The 23,011-nt window shown below is 57.0% G+C and carries 26 protein-coding genes and 2 tRNA genes; 21 read left to right on the top strand and 7 right to left on the bottom strand.

The annotated features are described in order from the left end of the window. Positions 1 to 200 precede the first annotated feature (200 nt). The 19 genes from P2T68_RS29900 to P2T68_RS29810 all read left to right on the top strand — a co-directional run bounded on the left by P2T68_RS29900 (position 201) and on the right by P2T68_RS29810 (position 14,175). The gene (locus P2T68_RS29900) at positions 201 to 674 is read left to right on the top strand and encodes a Dps family protein (RefSeq protein WP_277378664.1); all 474 of its coding nucleotides are present in this window, start codon (positions 201 to 203) and stop codon (positions 672 to 674) included. Positions 675 to 855: 181 nt separating this feature from the next. Beyond that, positions 856 to 1,197, top strand: a complete 342-nt coding sequence (locus P2T68_RS29895; RefSeq protein WP_041161008.1) for a ribbon-helix-helix domain-containing protein — start codon at positions 856 to 858, stop codon at positions 1,195 to 1,197. A 169-nt stretch (positions 1,198 to 1,366) separates the two neighbouring features. Beyond that, on the top strand, positions 1,367 to 1,588 hold the full coding sequence (locus tag P2T68_RS29890) for a zinc ribbon domain-containing protein (RefSeq protein ID WP_010208103.1): 222 nt from the start codon (positions 1,367 to 1,369) through the stop codon (positions 1,586 to 1,588). Positions 1,589 to 1,695: 107 nt separating this feature from the next. Next, positions 1,696 to 3,471 carry an aspartate--tRNA ligase gene (gene aspS, locus P2T68_RS29885; protein WP_024077149.1) on the top strand — a complete coding sequence of 592 codons (1,776 nt, stop codon included), beginning with the start codon at positions 1,696 to 1,698 and terminating at the stop codon, positions 3,469 to 3,471. A gap of 135 nt (positions 3,472 to 3,606) precedes the next feature. Then, entirely contained in the window at positions 3,607 to 4,353 is a 747-nt protein-coding gene (locus P2T68_RS29880) for a YebC/PmpR family DNA-binding transcriptional regulator (protein ID WP_024077148.1), read from the top strand. Between the two features lie 156 nt (positions 4,354 to 4,509). Then, a complete protein-coding gene (gene ruvC, locus P2T68_RS29875; RefSeq protein WP_024077147.1) occupies positions 4,510 to 5,034 on the top strand; it encodes a crossover junction endodeoxyribonuclease RuvC in 525 nt (174 codons plus the stop codon). A 67-nt stretch (positions 5,035 to 5,101) separates the two neighbouring features. Next, entirely contained in the window at positions 5,102 to 5,713 is a 612-nt protein-coding gene (ruvA, locus tag P2T68_RS29870; protein ID WP_003175802.1) for a Holliday junction branch migration protein RuvA, read from the top strand. After that, entirely contained in the window at positions 5,714 to 6,772 is a 1,059-nt protein-coding gene (gene ruvB / locus P2T68_RS29865) for a Holliday junction branch migration DNA helicase RuvB (protein WP_024077146.1), read from the top strand. A gap of 152 nt (positions 6,773 to 6,924) precedes the next feature. Further along, on the top strand, positions 6,925 to 7,380 hold the full coding sequence (gene ybgC / locus P2T68_RS29860) for a tol-pal system-associated acyl-CoA thioesterase (RefSeq protein ID WP_032890914.1): 456 nt from the start codon (positions 6,925 to 6,927) through the stop codon (positions 7,378 to 7,380). A gap of 1 nt (position 7,381) precedes the next feature. Next, positions 7,382 to 8,077: a protein TolQ gene (gene tolQ / locus P2T68_RS29855; RefSeq protein WP_024077143.1), complete on the top strand. Its 696-nt coding sequence runs from the start codon at positions 7,382 to 7,384 to the stop codon at positions 8,075 to 8,077. A 23-nt stretch (positions 8,078 to 8,100) separates the two neighbouring features. Continuing rightward, the gene (gene tolR, locus P2T68_RS29850) at positions 8,101 to 8,553 is read left to right on the top strand and encodes a protein TolR (RefSeq protein ID WP_160384999.1); all 453 of its coding nucleotides are present in this window, start codon (positions 8,101 to 8,103) and stop codon (positions 8,551 to 8,553) included. After that, complete coding sequence (gene tolA / locus P2T68_RS29845; protein WP_024077142.1) at positions 8,553 to 9,626, top strand: cell envelope integrity protein TolA; 1,074 nt, start codon at positions 8,553 to 8,555, stop codon at positions 9,624 to 9,626. The genes tolR and tolA overlap by 1 nt, the downstream gene beginning before the upstream one ends. Before the next feature lie 17 nt (positions 9,627 to 9,643). After that, positions 9,644 to 10,924 (top strand): Tol-Pal system beta propeller repeat protein TolB, encoded by a 1,281-nt coding sequence (tolB, locus tag P2T68_RS29840; protein WP_041161007.1) that lies wholly within the window; start codon positions 9,644 to 9,646, stop codon positions 10,922 to 10,924. A 55-nt stretch (positions 10,925 to 10,979) separates the two neighbouring features. Further along, on the top strand, positions 10,980 to 11,480 hold the full coding sequence (gene pal / locus P2T68_RS29835) for a peptidoglycan-associated lipoprotein Pal (protein ID WP_003209827.1): 501 nt from the start codon (positions 10,980 to 10,982) through the stop codon (positions 11,478 to 11,480). A 6-nt stretch (positions 11,481 to 11,486) separates the two neighbouring features. Then, positions 11,487 to 12,323: a tol-pal system protein YbgF gene (gene ybgF, locus P2T68_RS29830; protein WP_069076929.1), complete on the top strand. Its 837-nt coding sequence runs from the start codon at positions 11,487 to 11,489 to the stop codon at positions 12,321 to 12,323. Positions 12,324 to 12,487: 164 nt separating this feature from the next. Beyond that, on the top strand, positions 12,488 to 13,135 hold the full coding sequence (gene queE, locus P2T68_RS29825; RefSeq protein ID WP_024077139.1) for a 7-carboxy-7-deazaguanine synthase QueE: 648 nt from the start codon (positions 12,488 to 12,490) through the stop codon (positions 13,133 to 13,135). Positions 13,136 to 13,151: 16 nt separating this feature from the next. Beyond that, positions 13,152 to 13,826: a 7-cyano-7-deazaguanine synthase QueC gene (queC, locus tag P2T68_RS29820; RefSeq protein WP_162163619.1), complete on the top strand. Its 675-nt coding sequence runs from the start codon at positions 13,152 to 13,154 to the stop codon at positions 13,824 to 13,826. Between the two features lie 63 nt (positions 13,827 to 13,889). Continuing rightward, a tRNA-Lys gene (locus P2T68_RS29815) sits at positions 13,890 to 13,965 on the top strand. 133 nt (positions 13,966 to 14,098) lie between these two features. Beyond that, positions 14,099 to 14,175: transfer RNA gene (locus P2T68_RS29810), tRNA-Pro, on the top strand. 169 nt (positions 14,176 to 14,344) lie between these two features. Here P2T68_RS29810 and P2T68_RS29805 read toward each other — a convergent pair. Further along, a complete protein-coding gene (locus P2T68_RS29805) occupies positions 14,345 to 15,622 on the bottom strand; it encodes a site-specific integrase (RefSeq protein WP_056791165.1) in 1,278 nt (425 codons plus the stop codon). Next, positions 15,619 to 17,502, bottom strand: a complete 1,884-nt coding sequence (gene mobH / locus P2T68_RS29800) for a MobH family relaxase (RefSeq protein ID WP_102643157.1) — start codon at positions 17,500 to 17,502, stop codon at positions 15,619 to 15,621. Before mobH ends, P2T68_RS29805 begins: the two co-directional genes overlap by 4 nt. A 454-nt stretch (positions 17,503 to 17,956) precedes the next feature. On the opposite strand from mobH, the gene P2T68_RS29795 reads away from it, so the two are divergent. Next, a complete protein-coding gene (locus tag P2T68_RS29795; RefSeq protein ID WP_102643151.1) occupies positions 17,957 to 18,310 on the top strand; it encodes a hypothetical protein in 354 nt (117 codons plus the stop codon). Positions 18,311 to 18,375: 65 nt separating this feature from the next. Here P2T68_RS29795 and P2T68_RS29790 read toward each other — a convergent pair whose 3' ends face one another. The 4 genes from P2T68_RS29790 to P2T68_RS29775 are packed head-to-tail and all read right to left on the bottom strand — an operon-like array spanning position 18,376 to position 22,492. Further along, positions 18,376 to 19,887, bottom strand: coding sequence for a conjugal transfer protein TraG N-terminal domain-containing protein (locus P2T68_RS29790; RefSeq protein ID WP_056791171.1), 1,512 nt, complete (start codon positions 19,885 to 19,887; stop codon positions 18,376 to 18,378). After that, positions 19,884 to 20,252 carry a hypothetical protein gene (locus tag P2T68_RS29785; protein ID WP_056791174.1) on the bottom strand — a complete coding sequence of 123 codons (369 nt, stop codon included), beginning with the start codon at positions 20,250 to 20,252 and terminating at the stop codon, positions 19,884 to 19,886. Before P2T68_RS29785 ends, P2T68_RS29790 begins: the two co-directional genes overlap by 4 nt. A gap of 13 nt (positions 20,253 to 20,265) precedes the next feature. Next, positions 20,266 to 21,624 (bottom strand): integrating conjugative element protein, encoded by a 1,359-nt coding sequence (locus P2T68_RS29780; protein WP_106118557.1) that lies wholly within the window; start codon positions 21,622 to 21,624, stop codon positions 20,266 to 20,268. A gap of 22 nt (positions 21,625 to 21,646) precedes the next feature. Continuing rightward, positions 21,647 to 22,492 carry a TIGR03756 family integrating conjugative element protein gene (locus P2T68_RS29775; RefSeq protein WP_236202793.1) on the bottom strand — a complete coding sequence of 282 codons (846 nt, stop codon included), beginning with the start codon at positions 22,490 to 22,492 and terminating at the stop codon, positions 21,647 to 21,649. Here P2T68_RS29775 and P2T68_RS29770 point away from each other — a divergent pair. Next, positions 22,443 to 22,604, top strand: coding sequence for a hypothetical protein (locus P2T68_RS29770; RefSeq protein ID WP_235369475.1), 162 nt, complete (start codon positions 22,443 to 22,445; stop codon positions 22,602 to 22,604). The genes P2T68_RS29775 and P2T68_RS29770 overlap by 50 nt on opposite strands. Here P2T68_RS29770 and P2T68_RS29765 read toward each other — a convergent pair. Beyond that, a complete protein-coding gene (locus P2T68_RS29765) occupies positions 22,585 to 22,965 on the bottom strand; it encodes a TIGR03757 family integrating conjugative element protein (protein ID WP_056791637.1) in 381 nt (126 codons plus the stop codon). The genes P2T68_RS29770 and P2T68_RS29765 overlap by 20 nt on opposite strands. Positions 22,966 to 23,011: the final 46 nt, after the last annotated feature.

Genomic DNA, 23,011 nt, shown 5'->3' with positions numbered 1-23,011 from the left:
CTAGACGTTTGCAGGCTTTTTCATCGCTATCAGGCAAATCGCCTGTCGGGCGCAAAGCCTTGCTTGTCACAGGCCGGTGCGCCCGCGCGGGGCGAATTGCCGCACGTCGCCTGGTGCTGCCGGGCTGCACAAGGTGGGGACTCTTGCTAGAGTGGTCCTGCACCTGATCAATGAATGCTTGTCAATTGAAGGGGATAAACATGGCAATCGATATCGGTATCAGTGAAGAAGATCGTAAATCCATCGTCGATGGGCTTTCGCGACTGCTTTCCGATACCTATGTACTGTACCTGAAGACCCACAATTTCCATTGGAACGTCACGGGCCCCATGTTCCGCACGCTGCACCTGATGTTCGAGGAGCAGTACAACGAGCTGGCGCTGGCGGTGGACTCCATTGCCGAACGTATCCGTGCCCTGGGCTTTCCGGCGCCGGGTGCCTATTCGATCTATGCCCATCTTTCTTCGATCAAGGAAGAAGAAGGCGTACCGAGCGCAGAAGAGATGATCAAGCAATTGGTTGCGGGCCAGGAAGCGGTCACGCGGACCGCCCGTGGCATTTTCCCGCTGCTCGACAAGGTCAGTGACGAGCCAACGGCCGACTTGTTGACCCAACGCATGCAGGTTCACGAGAAAACCGCGTGGATGCTGCGTTCCCTGCTCGAAAACCAGTAACCATCGACCTCGAGTGGCGTCGCCCCGGCGCCGCTCGCGGGTTTCCCCGCGCTTCCTGGCGTTCTCCTACGATGATCGACTCTCCGTCTTCTGGCTGCCCCTGTCTTCCTGCTGTTTTATAGGCCTATCGCCCAATGGGAGAAACCCATGGGCTGTTGTTTGGCAACGGAGTGTCAGGTGTATGTCACGTGGAGCGGTGAGTGGAGTGATGGAAACGGGTGGTTTTCAGAAGATAAAGGTCGATCCCTTCTCCAGGGGGTTCGATATGGGATTGGCCAGGCCGTTGTCCCGATCGGTCAGGCTCAACGGTTTTTCCACCTGTCTGCGGCTCGAGCAGATCTATTGGAATATCCTCACGGAGATTGCCAGGCTCAATGCCTGTTCGGTCAGTGCATTGCTGTCTTACGTCGATCGGGAAGTGCATTTGCGGTATGGAGGCGTAAAAAACTTCAGTGGACTGGTCAGGGTCGTGTGCGTGGTTCACCTGTTAAAAGGCTGCAGCGCACCGTTGAGTCCTGAGTAATCTTGCGGTTCCGTGGCCAGGCCTGCCCCAGGGCGGGCCTGGCTTCGGGCAGAAAGCCGGCTGCGCTGCCTCGATTTACCAGATATAATCCCGCGCTTTGCTGCGAATGCCGGGGCTTGATCCGTTGGGCAGGCGTAGCGCGTAACGATCTGATCGCCGAGACATCTCCATGCCCATGTACGACTATCAATGTGCTTCCTGTGGTCATCAGTTGGAAGCCATTCAAAAGATCAGCGCAGCGCCGTTGGTCGATTGCCCGGCCTGCCAGGCGCCTGAACTCAAGAAGATGTTGTCCATGCCGGGCTTCCGCCTGAGTGGCAGCGGCTGGTACGAGACCGATTTCAAGACCGGCTCTAAGAAGAATCTGGCCGGCGGCGACAAAGCAGACTGAGTTGAACTCTACGCGCAGGCTCCTGCATTATCCGTCCCCTGCTTAACTGTGCGGTGACGAGGCAGGCCTCCACCGAATTTCGAATTACGAGAAGTGAAACCACTACCATGATGCGCAGCCACTATTGCGGCCAACTGAACGAGACCCTGGATGGTCAGGAAATCACCCTTTGCGGATGGGTTCACCGTCGCCGCGACCACGGCGGGGTGATCTTCCTCGATATCCGTGATCGTGATGGTCTGGCCCAGGTGGTGTTCGACCCGGACCGCGCCGAGAGCTTCGCCGCCGCCGACCGCGTGCGCAGCGAATACGTCGTGAAGATCACCGGCAAGGTACGCCTGCGTCCGGCCGGGGCTGTGAACCCGAACATGGCGTCCGGCGCAATCGAAGTGCTGGGCTACGAGCTGGAAGTGCTGAACGAATCGGAAACCCCGCCGTTCCCGCTTAACGAATACTCCGACGTCGGCGAAGAAACCCGCCTGCGCTACCGCTTCCTGGACCTGCGTCGTCCGGAAATGGCCGAGAAGCTGCGCCTGCGTTCGCGCATGACCACCAGCATCCGTCGCTTCCTGGACGAGAACGGCTTTCTCGACGTCGAAACACCGATCCTCACCCGGGCTACCCCGGAAGGCGCGCGTGACTACCTGGTGCCAAGCCGCACCCACGCCGGCAGCTTCTTCGCCCTGCCGCAATCGCCGCAGTTGTTCAAGCAACTGCTGATGGTGGCCGGCTTTGACCGTTACTACCAGATCGCCAAGTGCTTCCGTGACGAAGACCTGCGCGCCGATCGCCAACCCGAATTCACCCAGATCGACATCGAGACCAGCTTCCTCGATGAAAAAGAGATCATGGGCATCACCGAACAAATGATCCGCAACCTGTTCAAGGAAGTGCTGGACCTGGAATTCGGCGAATTCCCGCACATGACTTTCGAAGAAGCCATGCGCCGCTACGGTTCCGACAAGCCAGACCTGCGTAACCCGCTGGAACTGGTGGACGTGGCCGACCAGCTTAAAGATGTCGATTTCAAGGTGTTCAGCGGCCCGGCCAACGACCCGAAATGCCGCATCGCCGCCCTGCGTGTGCCTGGTGGCGCGAGCATGCCGCGCAAGCAGATCGACGACTACACCAAGTTTGTCGGCATCTACGGTGCCAAGGGCCTGGCGTACATCAAGGTCAACGAGCGCGCCAAGGGAGTTGAAGGCCTGCAGTCGCCTATCGTGAAGAACATCCCGGAAGCCAACCTCAATGTGATCCTGGATCGCGTTGGTGCGGTCGACGGCGACATCGTGTTCTTCGGCGCCGACAAGGCCAAGATCGTCAGTGAAGCCCTCGGCGCGCTGCGGATCAAGCTGGGCCACGACCTCGACCTGCTGACCTGCAAGTGGGCACCGATGTGGGTCGTCGACTTCCCGATGTTCGAAGAGAACGACGACGGCAGCTTCAGCGCCTTGCACCACCCGTTCACTGCGCCGAAGTGCTCCCCTGAAGAGCTGGAAGCCAACCCGGCAGGCGCTCTGTCCCGTGCCTACGACATGGTATTGAACGGCACCGAGCTGGGTGGCGGTTCGATCCGTATCCATCGCAAAGAGATGCAGCAAGCGGTATTCCGCCTGCTGGGCATCAACGAAGCGGAACAGGAAGAGAAGTTCGGCTTCCTGCTCGACGCCCTGAAATACGGCGCGCCGCCGCACGGTGGCCTGGCCTTCGGCCTGGATCGCCTGGTGATGCTGATGACTGGCGCCCAGTCGATCCGTGAAGTGATCGCGTTCCCGAAAACCCAGAGCGCTGCGGACGTCATGACCCAGGCGCCGGGTGTGGTGGATGCCAAGGCACTGCGCGAGTTGCACATTCGCCTGCGCGAGACGCCGAAGGCTGAGTAAGGCTGCTGCGTGAAAGCGCGATAAGGTTTTACGCGGTCAAAAAGGCGCATCTTCGGATGCGCCTTTGCGTTACAAGGGTTGCATCCCGCCTGGGGCGGGGTTGATAAGGTTTCTAGAGAATTTCGGAGTTGTGTTATGGCTGGCCATTCCAAGTGGGCGAACATCAAGCACCGCAAAGAGCGTCAGGATGCCAAGAAAGGCAAGATCTTCACCAAGTGGATTCGCGAACTGACGGTCGCTGCCCGCCAGGGCGGTGGTGACCCAGGCTCCAACCCGCGTCTGCGCCTGGCGCTGGATAAAGCCCTCGGCGCCAACATGAGCCGCGACATCATCGACCGCGCCGTGGCCCGTGGTGCCGGGGCGGCCGATACCGACGACATGGTCGAGCTTACCTACGAAGGCTACGGCCCGGGTGGCGTGGCGGTGATGGTCGAGTGCATGACCGATAACCGCAACCGTACCGCGGCGGCAGTACGCCATGCGTTCAGCAAGTGCGGGGGTAACCTCGGCACAGACGGTTCGGTAGCCTACCTGTTCGAGCGCAAGGGGCAGATCTCCTTCGCACCGGGTGTGGATGAAGATGCGCTGATGGAAGCGGCAATGGAGGCGGATGCCGACGACGTCGTGACCAATGAAGACGGCTCCATTGACGTGTTCACCTCGTTCGCCGGGTTCTACGCCGTGCGTAACGCGCTGGAAGCGGCCGGTTTCAAAGGTACCGACGCGGAAATCGTGATGCTGCCAACCACCAGCGCCGAGCTGGACCTGGACGGCGCGCAGAAAGTACTGAAGATGCTGGATATGCTCGAAGACCTGGATGACGTGCAGAACGTGTATTCGAATGCCGACATCCCTGAATCTGTAGCCGAACAGCTAGGCTGAAGGGCGATGTAGTTTTAAATGTGGGAGGGGGCTTGCCCCCGATAGCGGTGGTTCAGTCGATTGAGAGATAACTGACACACTGCCATCGGGGGCAAGTCCCCTCCCACATTGGGCCTCCCTGTATCAAAAATTGTGTTTACCCGACCTGCAGGCCTTATGACTTTAATCCTAGGTATCGACCCCGGTTCGCGCATTACCGGCTTTGGCGTGGTGCAACACACCCCGCGCGGCTGCGTCTATGTCGCCTCGGGCTGTATTCGTACCGGCGCGGGCGAGTTGGCTGAGCGCTTGCAGATCGTCTATCGCGGCGTGCGTGAAGTGATCCAGACCTACGGGCCAGTGACCATGGGCATCGAAAAGGTGTTCATGGCCAAGAATGCCGACTCGGCCCTCAAGCTCGGCCAGGCCCGTGGCGCTGCCATCGTGGCCGGTGCCGAGGAAGGCATGGAAATCGCCGAATACACCGCGACCCAGGTCAAGCAAGCAGTGGTTGGCACGGGGGCGGCGAATAAAGAGCAGGTGCAGATGATGGTGATGCACATGCTCAAGCTCACCTCAAAACCGCAGATCGATGCCTCCGACGCCCTGGCCATTGCCATTTGCCATGCGCACACGCGCTCCAGCCTGCTACCGCACGGCTTGGGGACGGCACGCAGTCGTGGCGGGCGCCTGCGTCTCTGATAGCATCAGCGCAATCGTTATTTCCGGTCAGGCCTCGATCTGACCCCACGCTTTAAGGATCTGAACCGTGATTGGACGCTTGCGCGGCACCCTGGCTGAGAAACAGCCGCCGCACCTGATTCTGGATGTCAACGGGTTGGGGTATGAGCTGGAAGTGCCCATGACTACCCTGTATCGCCTACCGTCGGTCGGTGAACCCATAACGCTGCACACCCACCTGGTGGTGCGCGAAGACGCGCAACTACTCTATGGTTTCATCGGCAAGCGCGACCGCGACTTCTTCCGCGAGCTGATTCGCCTCAATGGCGTGGGGCCGAAGTTGGCCCTGGCGTTGATGTCGAGCCTGGAAGTGGACGAACTGGTGCGTGCCGTTTCGGCCCAGGACACCTCGGCGTTGACCAAGGTGCCGGGCGTGGGCAAGAAAACCGCCGAGCGCCTGCTGGTGGAGCTCAAGGACCGCTTCAAGGCCTGGGAAGTGGTGCCGAGCATGTTCGCCCTGGTGCCGAACCAGCCGGATATGCCGGCAGGCCAGGTGGCCAGCGCTGAAAGCGATGCCGTCAGCGCGCTGATCTCCCTGGGCTACAAGCCGCAGGAGGCGAGCAAGGCGGTGTCGGCCATCAAGGACAAGAACCTGAGCAGCGAAGACATGATCCGCCGAGCCCTGAAGGGAATGATTTAAGTGATTGAAGCTGATCGTCTGATCGCGGCCACGGGCCCCCGTGACCGCGAAGAAATCCAGGACCGTGCCATCCGGCCCCTGAGCCTGGCCGACTACATCGGCCAGCCTACCGTGCGCGAGCAGATGGAGTTGTTCATCCAGGCCGCGCGCGGGCGCAGCGAGTCCCTGGATCACACCCTGATCTTTGGCCCGCCGGGGCTGGGTAAAACCACCCTGGCCAACATCATTGCCCAGGAAATGGGCGTGTCGATCAAGTCGACTTCCGGCCCGGTGCTGGAGCGTCCTGGCGACCTGGCGGCGCTGCTGACCAATCTTGAACCCCATGACGTATTGTTTATCGACGAAATCCATCGGTTGTCGCCGATCGTCGAGGAAGTGCTGTACCCCGCCATGGAAGACTTCCAGCTCGACATCATGATCGGCGAAGGCCCCGCGGCCCGATCGATCAAGCTCGACCTGCCGCCGTTCACCCTGGTGGGGGCGACCACGCGTGCGGGTATGCTGACCAACCCGCTGCGAGACCGTTTCGGTATCGTTCAACGTCTGGAGTTCTATAGCACCGCAGACCTGGCGACCATCGTCAGCCGTTCGGCCGGCATTCTCGGCCTGCCCCTGGACCCGGAAGGCGCGTTTGAAATCGCCCGTCGGGCCCGCGGCACGCCACGTATTGCCAACCGCCTGCTGCGCCGCGTGCGTGATTTTGCCGAGGTGCGGGCCAAGGGGCATATCACCAAGCCGGTGGCCGACCTGGCCTTGAACCTGCTGGATGTGGACGAGCATGGCTTCGATCACCAGGATCGACGTCTACTCTTGACCATGATCGAGAAGTTCGACGGTGGCCCGGTGGGGGTAGACAGCCTGGCCGCGGCCATCAGTGAAGAGCGCCATACCATTGAAGATGTGCTGGAACCGTACCTGATCCAGCAGGGCTACATCATGCGCACGCCAAGGGGGCGGGTGGTCACGCGCCATGCCTATTTGCACTTCGGGTTAAACATTCCGTCACGATTGGGTGAGATGCCCGTGGTAGACGAATTCCTGGATGCAGTGGACGATTAAAAAGACCACGTGGATCGATTTATTCAAGGTTTGTGCTGTCCTAGTGGCTGGTGTCGTCATTCAGTCACTGGAAATATTCTCGAACGCAAAAAGCGAGAATGAAAAAACAGTTGCTAAGCCGGATTGGCAACCTGAGGAGTAAGCACTAGAGTATGCGCGCGCAAAACGGGGATCAGTCGTTCGCACATCGCTGTCGCGTTTATTACGAGGACACCGATGCCGGCGGTATCGTGTATTACGTCAATTACCTCAAGTTCATGGAGCGGGCTCGAACCGAGCGGCTACGGGAGCTGGGCTTTGCCCAATCCCAGCTGGCAGGGGAGGACCTGTTATTCGTCGTGCATTCCAGCGAGGCTCGCTATCACGCGCCGGCGCGACTGGACGACGAACTGCTGGTCAGCGCTGAAGTAATCGAATTGAACCGTGCCAGCCTGCGATTCAAGCAGCAGGTCAGGCGGGCTACGGATGCAACGCTGCTCTGCGAGGGGCAGTTCCTGGTGGCGTGTGTACGCACCAACAGTTTGAAACCTCGGGCCATTCCCGAAACTCTACGTGCGGCCTTTGCCGCCGTGAGCGGCGCGGGTAAACAATCAAAGCAGGAGATTTAGCGTGGAACCTACCGTCGTCGACCATTCCTCCATGTGGAGCCTGGTCAGTAATGCCAGTGTCGTGGTTCAACTGGTGATGCTGATCCTGGTAGCCGCATCGGTTACCTCTTGGGTCATGATTTTTCAGCGCAGCAACCTGCTGCGTGCCGGTCGACGTGCCCTGGAGAGCTTCGAAGAGCGCTTCTGGTCGGGTATCGACCTGTCCAAGCTCTACCGCCAGGCCGGCAGCAACCCAGATCCGGATTCGGGCGTCGAGCAGATCTTCCGCGCCGGCTTCAAGGAATTCTCCCGTCTGCGCCAGCAGCCAGGCGTTGACCCGGAAGCGGTCATGGAAGGCGTGGCCCGTGCCATGCGCGTGGCCATCTCCCGCGAAGAAGAGAAGCTGGAGCAGAGCCTGCCGTTTCTCGCCACCGTCGGTTCCGTCAGCCCGTACATCGGCCTGTTCGGTACCGTGTGGGGGATCATGAACTCGTTCCGTGGCCTGGCCCAGGCCCAGCAAGCGACCCTGGCCACCGTGGCCCCGGGTATCGCCGAAGCCCTGGTCGCCACCGCGATCGGCCTGTTCGCCGCTATCCCCGCAGTAATTGCCTACAACCGTTTTGCCGCGCGCGGCGAGACCTTGATCAGCCGTTACTACACCTTCGCCGATGAATTCCAGGCGATCCTGCACCGTAAAGTGCACACCAGCGAAGAATAAGCAGGTACTCCCCGATGGCTTTAATCACTCGAGCTCGAACCAAGCGCAAGCCGGTCGCCGAGATGAACGTAGTGCCTTACATCGACGTGATGCTGGTGCTGCTGGTGATCTTCATGGTGACCGCGCCGATGCTCAACCAGGGTGTGAAAGTTGATCTGCCCAAGGTTTCCAGCGAAGCCTTGCCCCAGGACAACAACACCCAGGTGCTGACCATTTCGATCAAGGCTGACAAGACCTACTACTGGAACCTTGGCAGCGAAGTCGATACCCAGAAGCAGCAGGACAAGGCCCTGACCTTGCCGGCGATGACCGACGCAGTGACCAAGATCATTCGCTCCGGCAACGAAGGCGGCAAGCACACCCAAGTCTTCATCCGCGGTGACAAATCGGTCGACTACGGCTCCGTCATGGGCGCCATGGGCGGGCTGCAGAAGGCCGGCGTCGGCAACGTTGGCTTGATTACCGAGGCGCCCTGATGCACCAACAGCGAGAGCCGTCCGCCTCGGAAAGCTACTTCTGGCCTAGCGTCTGGGCAATTGCCCTGCATGTCCTGGTGTTTGGCATGTTGTTCGTCAGCTTTGCCATGACCCCGGACCTGCCGCCAGCCAAGCCGATCGTGCAGGCGACCCTGTATCAGCTGAAATCGAAAAGTCAGGCCACTACCCAGACCAATCAGAAGATTGCGGGTGAGGCCCAGAAGTCGGCTGCGCGCCAGACTGAAGTCGAGCAGATGGAACAGAAGAAGGTCGAGCAGGAAGCGGTGAAGGCTGCTGCGGAACAAAAGAAAGAAGAGGCGGCTCAAAAGGCCGAGGAATCGAAAAAGGCTGACGAAGCGAAGAAGGCCGACGAGGCGAAAAAGGCTGATGAAGCCAAGAAAGCCGAGAAAGCTGCCGAAGCTAAAAAAGCTGAAGAGAAACAATTGGCTGATATAGCCAAGAAAAAATCTGAAGAAGAAGCCAAAAAAGCAGCCGAAGAAGAGGCCAAGAAAAAGGCCGCTGAAGACGCCAAGAAAAAGATAGTCGAGGACGCGAAGAAGAAAGCCGCCGAAGACGCCAAGAAAAAAGCTGAAGCAGACGAGGCGAAGAAGAAAATCGCCGACGACGCGAAGAAGAAAGCTGCCGCCGACGCCAGCAAGAAAAAGGCCCAGGAAGCAGCGCGTAAATCCGCCGAAGACAAAAAGGCCCAGGCCTTGGCAGATTTGCTTTCCGATACGCCTCAGCGTCAGCAAGCATTGGCCGATGAACGTGGTGATGAAGTCGCGGGCAGTTTCGACGACCTGATTCGGGCACGAGCAGCAGAAGGCTGGACACGTCCACCTTCGGCACGCAAAGGCATGACAGTAGTGCTGCAGATCGGCATGTTGCCGGACGGTACGGTGACTTCGGTCAGCGTGGCCAAGTCCAGTGGTGACGGTTCGTTCGACAGTTCGGCGGTTGCCGCGGTCAAGAACATTGGCCGGTTGACCGAGATGCAGGGAATGAAACCAAGCGACTTCGCTCCCTATCGTTCATTCAAGATGACATTCACACCTGAGGATCTAGCCTTGTGAGAAACCTTCTTCGAGGAATGCTTGTCGTTATTTGCTGTATGGCAGGGATAGCGGCGGCGGATGAAAAGAACATCCTGGTCACCAGCGGTAGCGATCGGGCCACCCCGATCGCGGTTGTGCCGTTCGGCTGGCAGGGCGGCAGCGTGCTGCCGGATGACATGGCCCAGATCGTCAGCGACGACCTGCGCAACTCCGGTTACTACGCGCCGATTCCGAAAGGCAACATGATCAGCCAGCCTACCCAGGCCAGCGAAGTCATCTTCCGTGACTGGAAGGCCGTGGGTGCCCAGTACCTGATGGTCGGCAACATCCAGCCTGCCGGCGGTCGCCTGCAGATCCAGTACACATTGTTCAACGTGGCCACGGAGCAGCAGGTATTGACCGGCAGCGTGTCGGGCACCGCCGAACAACTGCGGGACATGGCCCACTACATCTCGGACCAGTCGTTTGAAAAGCTCACCGGTATCAAGGGTGCTTTCTCGACGCGCATGCTCTATGTCACTGCTGAACGTTTCTCTGTAGACAACACTCGCTACACGTTGCAGCGTTCGGACTACGACGGTGCGCGCGCCGTGACCTTGCTGCAGTCCCGGGAGCCGATCCTGTCGCCGCGCTTTGCGCCGGACGGCAAGCGTATTGCCTATGTGTCTTTCGAACAGAAGCGTCCGCGTATCTTCGTCCAGCACATCGATACTGGCCGTCGTGAGCAGATCACCAACTTCGAAGGCCTCAACGGTGCACCTGCCTGGTCGCCGGATGGTTCGCGCCTGGCATTCGTACTGTCCAAGGACGGTAACCCGGATATCTACGTGATGAACATGGCTTCGCGCCAGATCACTCGCGTCACCAGCGGCCCAGGTATCAACACCGAACCGTTCTGGGGTAAAGATGGCTCGACCATCTATTTCACCTCCGACCGCGGTGGCAAGCCACAAATCTACAAATCGAGCATTGGCGGTGGGGGCGCGGAACGCGTGACCTTTATCGGTAACTACAATGCCAATCCGAAGCTTTCGGCTGATGAAAAGACGTTGGTGATGATTCACCGTCAGGATGGTTTCACTAATTTCCGGGTTGCGGCCCAGGATTTGCAGCGCGGAACCGTAAAAATCCTTACAGATACCAACCTTGATGAGTCAGCCACTGTTGCGCCCAACGGCACCATGGTAATCTACGCCACCCGCCAGCAGGGCCGGGGAGTCTTGATGCTCGTGTCCATTAATGGACGCGTAAGGCTCCCGCTTCCTACCGCACAAGGCGAAGTCAGAGAACCATCCTGGTCCCCTTACCTGAACTGACGCGGCGCTACAAAAAGATTTGCTTAACACACTGGGGTTCATTAGGAGTTTCACGATGGAAATGCTGAAGTTTGGTAAGTTTGCTGCTCTGGCTCTGGCTCTGTCCGTAGCCGTTGGTTGCTCGTCTAAAGGCGGCGACAATGCCGGTGAAGGCGCAGCTGTTGATCCAAACGCTGGTTACGGTGCTAACACTGGTGCAGTTGACGGCTCCCTGAGCGAAGAAGCTGCTCTGCGCGCAATCACTACTTTCTACTTCGAATACGACAGTTCGGACCTGAAACCAGAAGCCATGCGCGCTCTGGACGTTCACGCGAAAGACCTGAAAGCTAACGGCGCTCGCGTTGTTCTGGAAGGTAACACTGACGAACGTGGTACTCGTGAGTACAACATGGCTCTGGGCGAGCGTCGTGCGAAAGCCGTTCAGCGCTACCTGGTACTGCAAGGTGTTGCTCCAGGCCAACTGGAACTGGTTTCCTACGGTAAAGAGCGTCCAGTTGCTACTGGCCACGACGAGCAGTCCTGGGCTCAAAACCGTCGCGTCGAACTGCGTAAGTAATTCGTCATGCGAACGTGCCGTCGTGCTCTAACTGTACTGACTCTCAGCCTCGCGCCGCTCTCGGTGTGGGCTGCGGCTCCTGTGGTCGATAGCAACTCTGGCTATAACAATAGCGGAAGTGCTTATCCGCCAGCGGGTTATGGCACGAACGGCGCCTATGCTGGGGGGGCGGCTACGTCAGCCCCCTCGGCACAGGGCGAACTGTTCAACCAGCTGCAACGCATGCAGGATCAATTGTCGCAGCAACAAGGCGCCATTGAGGTTTTGCAGAACCAAGTGAACCAGCTGAAGCAAGAAGGCCTGGAGCGATATCAGGATCTTGACCGACGTATTGGAGCCGGCGTTACACCTGCCGCAACTCCTGATAATTCTTCTACCGGTGGCGCACCCAGTGCCGCCGCCGGTGGTGCAGCAGCAGGGGCCGCGGCCGCCAGCCAAGCTCCTGCCGCCAGCAGCGAACCGGGTGATCCGGCGAAGGAAAAGCTGTATTACGATGCCGCCTTCGATCTGATCAAAGCCAAGGATTTCGACAAGGCCAGCAAGGCTTTCACCGCATTCCTCGGTCGTTACCCAAACAGTCAGTACGCAGGCAATGCCCAGTACTGGTTGGGTGAGGTAAACCTGGCAAAGGGTGATTTGCAGGGGGCAGGCCAGGCATTTGCCAAGGTCAGCCAACTCTATCCTAAGCACGCCAAGGTGCCGGACTCGCTGTACAAACTCGCTGACGTAGAACGCCGCCTGGGTCATACCGACAAGGTCAAAGGCATTCTGCAGCAGGTGGTTGCCCAGTATCCGGGTACTTCCGCTGCCCAGTTGGCCCAGCGCGATCTGCAACGCTTGTAAGCGATGCAGCCCGTTTGGAAGAAACCCGCGCCTGGCGCGGGTTTTTTCGTTAGAATCCACGCCCTTTTATGAAACACGCTTCCTGGGGTTTACGCGTTGGCGGAATTCCTTGAAGTGCCTGACGGAGGCGGACAGCCTGTTTAGCTGTTACGCCCGTGGCGACTATGCAAGACACATTACGCATCACCGAAGTTTTTTACTCGTTACAGGGTGAAACGCGCACCGCTGGCCTGCCCACAGTATTTGTGCGCCTGACCGGCTGCCCATTGCGTTGCCAATACTGTGACAGCGCCTACGCCTTCAGTGGCGGCACCGTGCGCACCCTCGATGACATCCTCGAGCAGGTTGCCAGCTATCGACCGCGCTACGTTTGTGTGACGGGTGGCGAGCCGCTGGCGCAGCCAAATGCCATTCCCCTGCTCAAGCAGCTGTGTGACGCCGGTTACGAAGTGTCCCTGGAGACCAGTGGTGCCCTGGACATTTCCGCGGTAGACCCGCGCGTAAGCCGCGTGGTCGACCTGAAGACCCCAGGCTCCAAAGAGGCGCATCGCAACCTCTACGAGAACATCGATCTGCTGACGGCCAACGACCAGGTCAAGTTCGTGATCTGTTCCCGCGACGACTACGATTGGGCGAGCTCCAAGCTGATCCAGTATGGCCTGGACCGTCGCGCGGGCGAGGTGCTGTTCTCGCCGAGCCACCACGACCTGAACGCACGCGACCTCGCCGACTGGGTGGTGGCTGATAACCTGCCAGTGCGCCTGCAATTGCAGCTGCATAAATATCTTTGGAACGACGAGCCAGGACGCTGAAATGACTGAACCTACGATTGCTCAAAAACGCGCTGTCATCCTGTTGTCCGGTGGCCTGGACTCCGCCACCGTGGTCGCCATGGCACAGGCTGAAGGTTATACCTGCTACACCATGAGCTTCGACTACGGCCAGCGCCATCGCGCCGAGCTGAACGCTGCTGCCCGTGTTGCCCGTGAGATGGGCGTGGCCGAGCACAAGGTGATTGGCCTGAACCTCAACGGCATTGGTGGCTCAGCCCTGACCGACAGCAGCATCGATGTGCCGGAAGCGCCGAGTGAAGGTATCCCGGTGACTTACGTGCCAGCACGCAACACCGTATTCCTATCCCTGGCCCTTGGCTGGGCAGAGGTACTGAATGCCCGCGACATCTTTATTGGCGTCAACGCGGTGGATTACTCCGGTTACCCGGATTGCCGCCCGGAGTTCGTCGAGTCGTTCGAGCGCATGGCCAACCTGGCCACCAAAGCCGGTGTCGAAGGGCAGGGCTTTCGCATCCTGGCGCCGCTGCAAAACCTGAGTAAGGCCGATATTGTGAAGGCTGGCGTAGGACTAGGCGTCGATTATTCGCTGACTGTTTCCTGCTACCAGGCAGACGATGACGGCCGTGCTTGCGGGAAATGTGACAGCTGCCGACTGCGTGCTGAGGGCTTCCAAGCGGCCGGAATTACGGACCCAACGCGTTATTTCTGATTTATTTCAAATAAGGTGTTGAATAATCCTTAGAAATCAGTATTATACGCGCCACCACACAGCGGGTCGTTAGCTCAGTTGGTAGAGCAGTTGGCTTTTAACCAATTGGTCGTAGGTTCGAATCCCACACGACCCACCATTTTCAAAGCGGATGTGTGTTAAGTAGGGCGGAGTTGAGCAGTATCTACTCGATCGACATGCAGCCGTCTGCGGCAAACAGTAGTTTTGTTGTCGCATGATGTCAATGTGCAACGGCTTTTCGTTGCACATGCCGGGGTATAGCGCAGTCCGGTAGCGCGCCTGCTTTGGGAGCAGGATGTCGGGAGTTCGAATCCCCCTACCCCGACCATTTCCGCTAAAAAAGACGCCATTTAGGCGTCTTTTTTTTGCCTTTTTTTTGTGCGTTCATATTTTTTGCGCGCAGATGCCTCTACTAACGCGACGTTGGCATGCTCGATACGTGCTTGTAAGCGGTAGGGCGCTGCTGCTCCGTCGGCGCGCTTAACCCTGATCGTTAGTCATGGTGATAATTTGGTTGGTCTCGCTAATGCAGCGCTCGAATACCCTGATGCCATGCTTGGCCTTCTGATTGCAGAAGACATGAGAGCAGCTAGGGTATTCATTTCTCCAGGCGGATGTTCCTGAGCGCTCTGAGGTTCCTGTATTTCACCAAAGCAATTAGCTACGTGATTCAAAGCTTGCTTAAGCGTTGGATTCGTCGACAGTTCCATGGCTATAGCTATTTCTTCCAAGGCTTTGGAAGAGGGCAGCTTCACAGTTGGTCTATCTAGTCTTCTGACCGTCCCATATGATCGTGGTGACGCTCCGCTCGAGTCTTCGCGCCGGATACGCTTTAATGCCCCTTGCATCACGCTACGCTCATGCAAGACCGTGCGCATGTGGCTGTAGTCGACCTCGACATAGCTCATCGTCGTCGCGATGTTTGAATGATTCAGGAGATTTTTCGTGAGATGGATATTGCGATCTGGTTCTTTCATCAGATCTGTGGCTAAGGTATGACGAAAACGATGGGGGGTAATTCGGGCTCCAAATTTTTGGGTTAGCTTACGGTACATTGCTTCGACCTGATCCGACGTCATTACTCGCCCACGGTAATGCATTGAAAAACGGTTTACGTTGAACAATTGGTCATCTGAGGTGAAGCCAGCGCGCTTCGCTTTATCCATAATTAGTTTTAGGTGGGGCGCAAGACCTTCCATGATGGGCACAGAGAACTCTCGATGTGTTTTTTCTGTTTCACCACGGATTAGAATCATCTGCTTATCAAGATCGACGTCTTTGTAGCGCAAATGCAATAAAGCATTGAGTCGTATGCCGGTGTAGTAGAAAACCTCGAACACAGCAAGCCAAAACCAAGCAGGTGTTACTTGGCTGCGCTCATTTGTGCAGCGTTCTTCTGCCTCTAGCGTTTCGAGCCAATTCCTAGATCTTTGAATTAAATTTGCATCGAGTATTTTGCTAGGGCGTTTTGGGGGAGTTACACAGGTTTCTTTGAATGGGTTGACCGTCGTATGTATAAGCATTTCGTGTTTTAACGCATATTTCCATACAGTACGTAGGTGGCTCGAATAAGTATTCCAACTGCGTTTAGCCTTACCATTTGCCAGAAACTCCTTTCGCCACGAGAGGATCGACCGATGGTCAATCTGTTCGATTGGGGTGGCCCCGAAATGTGCGAGCATCGCTTTGGCTGAGGACAGATAAGTCTTTGTAGATGCTGGCCGAAGGTCACGCGCAAAGATATATTCCTCCGTGAGTTGCAAGGCGGTGGTCATTGTTGGGACTCCATTGATTCTAATTTTAAAGAAAGGCTTGCGTTATCGAGAGGTACTTCTGAGAAAATGGTGAGGGGGTCCAATAGTAAGTAACCCTTCAGCTGTTTTGATTTGCGAGGGCCGATTACGTCGCAGTTCCAGATGTTCAGGCTCTTCAGGGTTTTTCGATGAAGTTTTTGCTTCTCGAAACTTCGTTGAACCAACTGCCAAGCGTTGACTTGCTGTGCTTTGGCTTGCTGTTCAATATGGGGGAACTCAAGGACGTAGCGCTTGAATATTCCTGGCGTCACCAACATAGCGGTCCCCGCTACGGTATGTACCAGTGCTTTGGTGTCGTTAATAATGATTTTCCGAGATGCGATCCCTTGTTTAAGCCATTCAACAAATCCCTGGCCGAGCTCGGTGTTACTGGGCATTGCAATGACTTCTTTATCAGTTGCTGCAGGCACGCCTTCTGGGTTAGGAGAGTGGAGGGGCTCGCTATCATAGGGTTTCGACGACGCGCTCTGTATTGGTGAAATGGAACTGCTTTGGGTGTCTTCTAGTGGCTCATTGACATTATTTAGAAGTGCCAGTAGCGCGTCAAATTCAGCGCGATCATCCGAAGGGCGTTGTGGTGTATCAGCGGATGCCGTTGGTGCCGGCGTTAATGGCGCTGGTGCAGCGTTAGCTTCAGCCGCTTGAGGTGAGCTTTTCACTGGAGCAGCGCTGGGACTTTGCGCCGCCAGCTCATCCACTGCATTGCCAGCCTCAACCTCAAGGGTGCCTGCGTAAACGGTGGGCCGTTCGTTGGGATCACTCCAAATCAGTGAGGGTGAAAGCTTGAGCAGGGTGAAGGTATTTCGCCAGCCACGACCGTTGTCGATTGTTGCTTTCCAGATGGCCTTATCCTGGGCATTGGTCTGGATAACACCTTGGTCCTGGAGCATGTTGAAGAAGGGCGCGTTCGAGCTGGGTACACCTTCAACGCCTTGGGTCAGCAAGTAAGCGCGTAGTTGATCGGCAATCGGTTTGCTGACGAGCCATAGAGCCTCTTGTGTCAGCCACCCATCTGAGGGGCCATCAGGCTGATTCAGTTTGAACGTGTCACGCACCAGGTGGCGCAAACCGTCCGCCAGTTGACGTTGCAAGGATTGTTTTGGCGCTGACAACGCACGAGCAGGGTTACCGCCGAGTTCCTGCGCGACAGAGGCTTGGTCGGCCTTGACCACAATCTCGCCCAATATGCCGGCGTGCTCATACTGGCCGGCCAGCACAAAGATCAGTTGCGACCAGGCTTCGGGGAAGCCGCTGAGCCAGTCTAGGATTTCCGAGGAAAGGATCTGCGCGTAGATCAGTGCGGCAGCGGCTCCGTGCAATTGGTAGTTGCGTCCTTTCACATAGCGAAAGCGATAAGGGCGATTGATTGGGCCATGCCATGGGTGCCAGGTTTTACCTCCCTCAAGTTCGATGTGTACGTCGACGGCAATCTTGCCGAGGTCGTGAATCAGAGCGCCATAAGCGGCTGCGGCAGTCCATGCTTCGGCCTGGGCCGATTGAGACTCCGGTGGTGCACCTATGGGTAGGAGGTAGGTCTGTCGAATCTTAAGCGCATAGGCGACGATCTCTAAGCCGTGATCAAGCATGCCGCCTGGGTGTGCATGGTGGTGGTTCTGCGAGGCAGGGAGCTGCTGGACCAACTCTGCGTAGCGCTCCAGTGGGCGCCGATAGAGCTCCACAAACTGTGAGCGTGATAACGAAGCACGCTGCCAGATGTTCTCCAGCAATTTTTGACGCCGTGGGGTCGCCAGCAGATCCTGTCCCTGGGCAGGTTTCAGAAAACCGTTTGGTGAAGAGGCTGCAGCAGGTAAAGGTTTGCTGCGGCGGAAAAATGAGAACATCACCAGCTCCATCAATGAATCATGGACTGGCTTTTCCGCTATCTGGTGGGTTTACTTCAATGGGAAAAGGTCACCGGCTGCATTAGGGTATTTCGAGAGGCGTTACGCCATCAGTGTGACGCTTTAGGTGACTTCGCCTGCGCAGAACAGTTGCACGACTAGGTTCCGAACCCTTTTTTATTGAGTGTCGCTCCAGGAGTTGCGACTAACTGCAGGTGAGGGCGATGACCTTTTTGCGTAGCAAGCCCTTTCGGGTAGGGCTTTTACCCTTGTGAACCATTCCATTCGCTTTTAGAGACCATTTACCCTTTTGGGCCATTTGGCGGTGGGCAGGAGTAGGGCGTCCGCGAACGCATGACGGCGCATCCGTTTATCCATTGGTCTTGCGGCGGCGTGAAATCAGGATTATAAATAATGTCAAAGCGCCTCCAGTTTAAGGAGGGCTAGGAGAAGCATGATGACCGCCTACACCTCACAGACCGTTGCAAGCCGCTTGGGCTATAGCCTTGGTCGTGCGGTGCGCATCGTTTGGTGCAGCGAGAACCGCACTTTACGCTGGGTCAAACGTCTTGCCCTAATAGCATTAGCTGTATATTCCTGGGTATGGTTGGCTCACGCGTTCGTTGCAGTGCTGACTGTTGGGCTAATCTTGCTGGCTTTGGTTGTAGGAGACTTTTCCAGACTACGTGCCATAGGCAATTCTGAGGATCGAGATGCTCCGTACGGGCGAAACGTATTCGGCCAACCATTAGACCCATGGGGTAATGTTGAGGGTGAAATTTCTGATGAGGATAATTTTTCCCGGTGATTTAAGGTATTGAACCCGCTTACGGATCTATCCAGAATGAATGGATCCGTAACTTCCTGAGTTTATTATATTGCTTTTTTGATAATGTCTGCTCCTGCTGAACCTGCTTTTTCAACAGGTTGCGTCCCACGTGTGAGCCCCTCCAGCGCCTTGCCTGCACTTATTCCAGCCCAGCCCAGTGCGCCTATCCAAAACATGGGTAGGATGATGAACATGGCTCCCATGACGAAGTTCAGGATCGCATCCTGGACCGTTGAGTTCAGTCCCATGACAGGGTCAAAAGACAAATGGGGTGAGCCTGCTCCATACAGAGCGTCCAAGATAGTTGTGTCTACCCACCGCGCCAGTTGAAACCAAAAGTCCACAAAGATCAGCGCAAAAAATACCACCGTCATGGTCATGGCCACCTGCAGTTGATAGGCACCCACTACCAGTACCAGCGGGATGCAAATCACCATCGCCATCTTCAAGAACGCCATAATCATTGGTAGCGCCTGACGAACCATGTCCATAGCCGGGAAGTATGCCAATGAGCCCAGTGCTACCCCTAGGGTGCCGGTGACACGGGCTGCGCCATTCCACACCGTCCCGTTAATTTGCCCACCGTAGTCCGTATAAACATCCCCTTTCACCTGGTTCGAAGGCGAGACCAGTTGCCGAACAAGTGAGTCGGTCACTTCGTCCTGGGACAGCCACTTCGCCCAACCAAGCATTTTTGTCATGAGGTCAGGAGATACCTGATCTTTGATACGATCTCGTAAGCCTACTCCGCTATCGGACCACCATTGTTTACAGGTTGGATATCCTCCACCTCCGCTCACCTGTGGCAACCCCACATCACGCGAAGCGTTGTATGGCCAGGATGTTCTGGGTGTTTTGGAGTAGTCCGTGTCGTAGTAGCCCGAGGTGTTCAGCAAGAAGTGGGAGCCGATCCAACTAAGGTCCTGCAGGAACTGGGGATCATTGGCTTTAGTGCCCATGTCTGGTTGACGCATGAAGAGACGGGCGCGTGAAGGCCCGTAACAGTCGTGGGTGAAGTCGCCGATTTCCTGGGCCAGCAGTGGGTTGTTGATCTTGGTGTTGTTCACCTCCATGCGGACTTGTCGCAGGTCGGTCCCACAAGGGATGGCTGCGACTGCTCCGTTGGTTAACCCTTTTGACAGCGCATGCATGAAAGCCCACCACATGGGCATCTGCGCACTCTTTCCAGCCAGAGAGCTGAATGTCGTGTTCCAGCCGGTGTCAGCTGGTTTGGGTAAGTTGTACTGGCATTGCTGGGCTCTACTTTGATCGAACGCCAAAGTATCGAAGCTCACATTGACGGCCGGGACTGCGAAGAATGCGACGACGACGTACCCAACGTAGATGTTGGTCTCGATCCGGGCCAGTGAAAGCACGCCTTTGTTACCCTCATCAGCCCCTTCGCCACGGACCTTGAGCCATTCTCGAATCACGATTATGCAGAAGGGCAGGGCGAACAGGCCGGTATCTGAAATCATGTCCCAGATGCCGTTGTTGATGATCCAGCCCACCAGGGTGAGGTAGTACTCCAGATAGTCATTGGTGTAGAGCGTCACTGGACACCTCCTCCCTGATACAGCACTTTGCTCATCTCAACCATGGCAAACAATAAAGCCACCATGACCTCGATCTTCAGCAAGCCTTTGCGCCTCGATTGCGGCAAACGAGCCTTGAGCTTGAGCCAGGCAACCGTCAATGCGATATAAAGCATCAGTCGCCAGGTGAGCAGCGTCCAGTAGTTGTCGACACGCCATGCTTGCCATTGCTCAGCACTGTCGAACATGCTCATCAATACGGCGTTGAGTAATACCACGAGTGCTGTAGCGGCTAGCAGAGTGCCTAGAACAACGAGAATGCCCCGCCCGACTCGTCGAGTCAGCGAGCGGTTGGGGGCGGCGGCAGGATCTTGAATATCAGTCATGGCCTACACCTCACTATTTGCTTTTGGCAGGTGATTGCAACTGATTCAGGCGATCCGTTTCTGGATCGCCTGGAAACACGCCGCGTGAGTCTTCGGCCCGAGCTTTGCCGCGTTCAATGATGGTCAGTGGTGAGTTCTTCGCGAGCTGCTGACGCATGTCCAGCTCCATTTTCAGGTTGTTGATTTCCTGTTGCAGCGACGAGCTCTGCTGACCGACTGCCTGAACGGCTAGGTCGTTAGCCGCGACGTTTGGTTCTCGGCTACCTGCCATCAGGGTACGTTGAAGGGTCAAGGCTTTCTCCAGTACATCCGACAGCGCGACTTCGGAGGCAAGTCTGCGAGCGAGTACGTCTTGATCTCGCTCATCCTTGAGAGCCGCCACAACACCACGGGTGATGGGCAGAGAGTTGCTGCTTGCGGCTTCTAGGTTTTCGACCGATAAACTTTTGCTTCCAGTCAGCAGCTCCTGCAGTGCCTTAAGCTTGGTGTCGTAGGTTTCCTGGATCAGTGGTGTGAGGCCTACACCCGCTGCTGTCACCGTTTTAGGGCAACTGTCACAGGTTTGTTGTTGCTGTTCTCCCAGCACACGATTGGCGAACGTAGTGGCTTCCTGGGGCGATGACCAGACATTGCAGACCATGCCATTGTTGCAGCTGTCTTTGCTTATCGAGCCGGTGTCACCGGCCGCACGTTTGTTCAGCAGGTTGTAGCCTGCTTTGGTAACGTCCCCCACGATACGAATGGGCTTCTGACCGGAGCCGCCTGCTCGATCACCTCCAACCCAGGTGACGCCATCGTTGCCACCTTTCTTTTCGACCTGCTCCACAGCCGAGACTGCGTCCGTGTTTGACGTCAGCGCCTGGCTCATTGCCTGACCTTCAGCGAGCTTGCCCCAACCCATTTGATTGCCGGCGATATCCGCCATTTTTTCGCCAATGGCCCTGCAGGTGCCTTTGGACCGGTCAAAGTCCAATCGAGCTTGCAAGATGCCGTTCGTGATGAGGTTGTACAGCGCTGGATTTGCGCGTTGGAGGATCAAGGCTGGCAGCGAGGCGACGGCGCTGGTGGCGTTCTGCACCACCGAGCTCATGATGTTCTGGAACCCAGAGGTGGCACCATTCAACTGGTTTTGCAGGGTGTTGCTCATGCTCATGTTTCCGCAGACCAGGTTGTTGTTCCAGCCACCGCCGACGGAAATACTGTCCATGTTGCCGGCGCTCCCCATTGTCACGGCGTTCCCCCCGCCGATGTTGTAGAGCACGTCGTCGCCAATGACGCTGCCAGAGGAGGAGACATTGATTGGGTCTGCAGATTGAGCTACTGCGCTGCTAAAACAGCAGATGAGGCAGATCGCCAAGGGGGTGAGTTTCATATGGTGCTCCGATCACTGAAGTTCATTGGAAGTCCGTACTGCCCAGGAAGGTCTGGCCACGACGTTGGCAGCACGAATACGGACGCCAGAGCGCCCAGGCGTATCCGCCGTCCTGGGCATCGATATTGGGGGGGATGGTTGGAAAGGTTGCGCAGGTGGGATTGAGCACCGGGGTCAGTTCCTGCCACTTGCCGGTGGAGGCGTCACCTTCGCGTAGTGGCCCTGCAGGCCAGTAGCCGGGGTAGGGAATGGCAAGCATTGGCAGATAGACATGTACTTGACCCAAACGGGTGACCACGTCGCCGGCACGCTGCGCAATGACGGCACCGGTCTTGTAGTCATCGGTCTGGTTGAGGAAGCCGCTACGGGGGTAGACATTCCCCCAGCTGCTTGCAGTGAGCAGGCTACCGACCTCACGCATCCCTGGGATAAGCGCCTCGGGGTATACAGCTTCAGGTACGCCGTACCGCCAGGCTATGGGGTCCAGGGTGCTGAGGAAGTAGGGGACAAGTGGTAACGTTGCGCCTTTGCAGACATAGCCAGAGGCGCTGGCGAACTGACTCAGTGCCGCACCACCAGGATGGCCGATCACGTCGGCTTCCTTGAACTTGATCATGTTGTTTTCGGCGACGTGGTTGGTAGTGCCGTCATTACCGGCTTGGGCCATAGGGTTTGGAGAGCCAAGCGGTGACATCTCAATCCACGGATTGGCTCCCGTGTTTGAGTAGGCCGACACCACAGCGTCCGGCACATAGTGACGAACTTTGGTGGACGTTTTGACCTTGCAGCCGAAGGGCGTGCAGAGGAGCCAATAGCAAATGCCGACCACCTTGTATTCCAGACACGTCGGCGACAGCGTCGAAGCAATGATTGTGGCCGAAGTGATCGCCGCTGATGCGCTGCAGGACAAGCTGAAGGCGATGGCCAGTGACAGTGGGCGGATCGCTAAGCGTGAGCGTCTCATCGTGACAGGCTCCTAGCTCGATCAATCTGCGCTATGGCTTTTGCCACGTCCGCCTCCCCGTACACAACGTAGCGGCGGTCGACGACAACTGCGGGGATTTTTTCAACCCCAACACTCCAGGCATCTGTAATGCCCTGCTGTGCTTGAACCAGGTCGCTTTGAAGACGTTTGCCGGCTGGACTTGCCAAGTAACGCTGAATGGTTACTTCAGCCTGGCGTTGATCGTTAGGAAGCTGTTGAGACAGCAGCTCTTCGAGGCGTTGCTGATCGTCGAGACGAATGATGCGCACGCCAGTAGGTACGGACACAGGATGTGCCTGATCAGTGATGACCCACGTTTCCGCGTGTGCTGTGGCAGACAGGAACGTGAAGGCCATGGAAGCAAGCCAATGCTTCGTCGTGGGGGAAGGCTTATGGATATGG

Source organism: Pseudomonas sp. G11 (genome assembly GCF_029457515.1).
Taxonomy (GTDB): domain Bacteria; phylum Pseudomonadota; class Gammaproteobacteria; order Pseudomonadales; family Pseudomonadaceae; genus Aquipseudomonas; species Aquipseudomonas gorinensis.
The sequence above is the reverse complement of the archived record's forward strand: the minus strand, read 5'-3'. Positions and strand labels throughout refer to the sequence as shown.

Excerpts from the sequence above, each read along its gene's own strand:
- P2T68_RS29900 (WP_277378664.1), top strand. The coding sequence starts at position 201 with ATGGCAATCGATATCGGTATCAGTGAAGAAGATCGTAAATCCATCGTC.
- P2T68_RS29895 (WP_041161008.1), top strand. The coding sequence starts at position 856 with ATGTCACGTGGAGCGGTGAGTGGAGTGATGGAAACGGGTGGTTTTCAG.
- P2T68_RS29890 (WP_010208103.1), top strand. The coding sequence starts at position 1,367 with ATGCCCATGTACGACTATCAATGTGCTTCCTGTGGTCATCAGTTGGAA.
- aspS (WP_024077149.1), top strand. The coding sequence starts at position 1,696 with ATGATGCGCAGCCACTATTGCGGCCAACTGAACGAGACCCTGGATGGT.
- P2T68_RS29880 (WP_024077148.1), top strand. The coding sequence starts at position 3,607 with ATGGCTGGCCATTCCAAGTGGGCGAACATCAAGCACCGCAAAGAGCGT.
- ruvC (WP_024077147.1), top strand. The coding sequence starts at position 4,510 with ATGACTTTAATCCTAGGTATCGACCCCGGTTCGCGCATTACCGGCTTT.
- ybgC (WP_032890914.1), top strand. The coding sequence starts at position 6,925 with ATGCGCGCGCAAAACGGGGATCAGTCGTTCGCACATCGCTGTCGCGTT.
- tolA (WP_024077142.1), top strand. The coding sequence starts at position 8,553 with ATGCACCAACAGCGAGAGCCGTCCGCCTCGGAAAGCTACTTCTGGCCT.
- tolB (WP_041161007.1), top strand. The coding sequence starts at position 9,644 with ATGCTTGTCGTTATTTGCTGTATGGCAGGGATAGCGGCGGCGGATGAA.
- pal (WP_003209827.1), top strand. The coding sequence starts at position 10,980 with ATGGAAATGCTGAAGTTTGGTAAGTTTGCTGCTCTGGCTCTGGCTCTG.
- ybgF (WP_069076929.1), top strand. The coding sequence starts at position 11,487 with ATGCGAACGTGCCGTCGTGCTCTAACTGTACTGACTCTCAGCCTCGCG.
- queE (WP_024077139.1), top strand. The coding sequence starts at position 12,488 with ATGCAAGACACATTACGCATCACCGAAGTTTTTTACTCGTTACAGGGT.
- P2T68_RS29805 (WP_056791165.1), bottom strand. The coding sequence starts at position 15,622 with ATGACCACCGCCTTGCAACTCACGGAGGAATATATCTTTGCGCGTGAC.
- mobH (WP_102643157.1), bottom strand. The coding sequence starts at position 17,502 with ATGTTCTCATTTTTCCGCCGCAGCAAACCTTTACCTGCTGCAGCCTCT.
- P2T68_RS29795 (WP_102643151.1), top strand. The coding sequence starts at position 17,957 with ATGATGACCGCCTACACCTCACAGACCGTTGCAAGCCGCTTGGGCTAT.
- P2T68_RS29785 (WP_056791174.1), bottom strand. The coding sequence starts at position 20,252 with ATGACTGATATTCAAGATCCTGCCGCCGCCCCCAACCGCTCGCTGACT.
- P2T68_RS29780 (WP_106118557.1), bottom strand. The coding sequence starts at position 21,624 with ATGAAACTCACCCCCTTGGCGATCTGCCTCATCTGCTGTTTTAGCAGC.
- P2T68_RS29770 (WP_235369475.1), top strand. The coding sequence starts at position 22,443 with ATGCCGACCACCTTGTATTCCAGACACGTCGGCGACAGCGTCGAAGCA.
- P2T68_RS29765 (WP_056791637.1), bottom strand. The coding sequence starts at position 22,965 with ATGGCCTTCACGTTCCTGTCTGCCACAGCACACGCGGAAACGTGGGTC.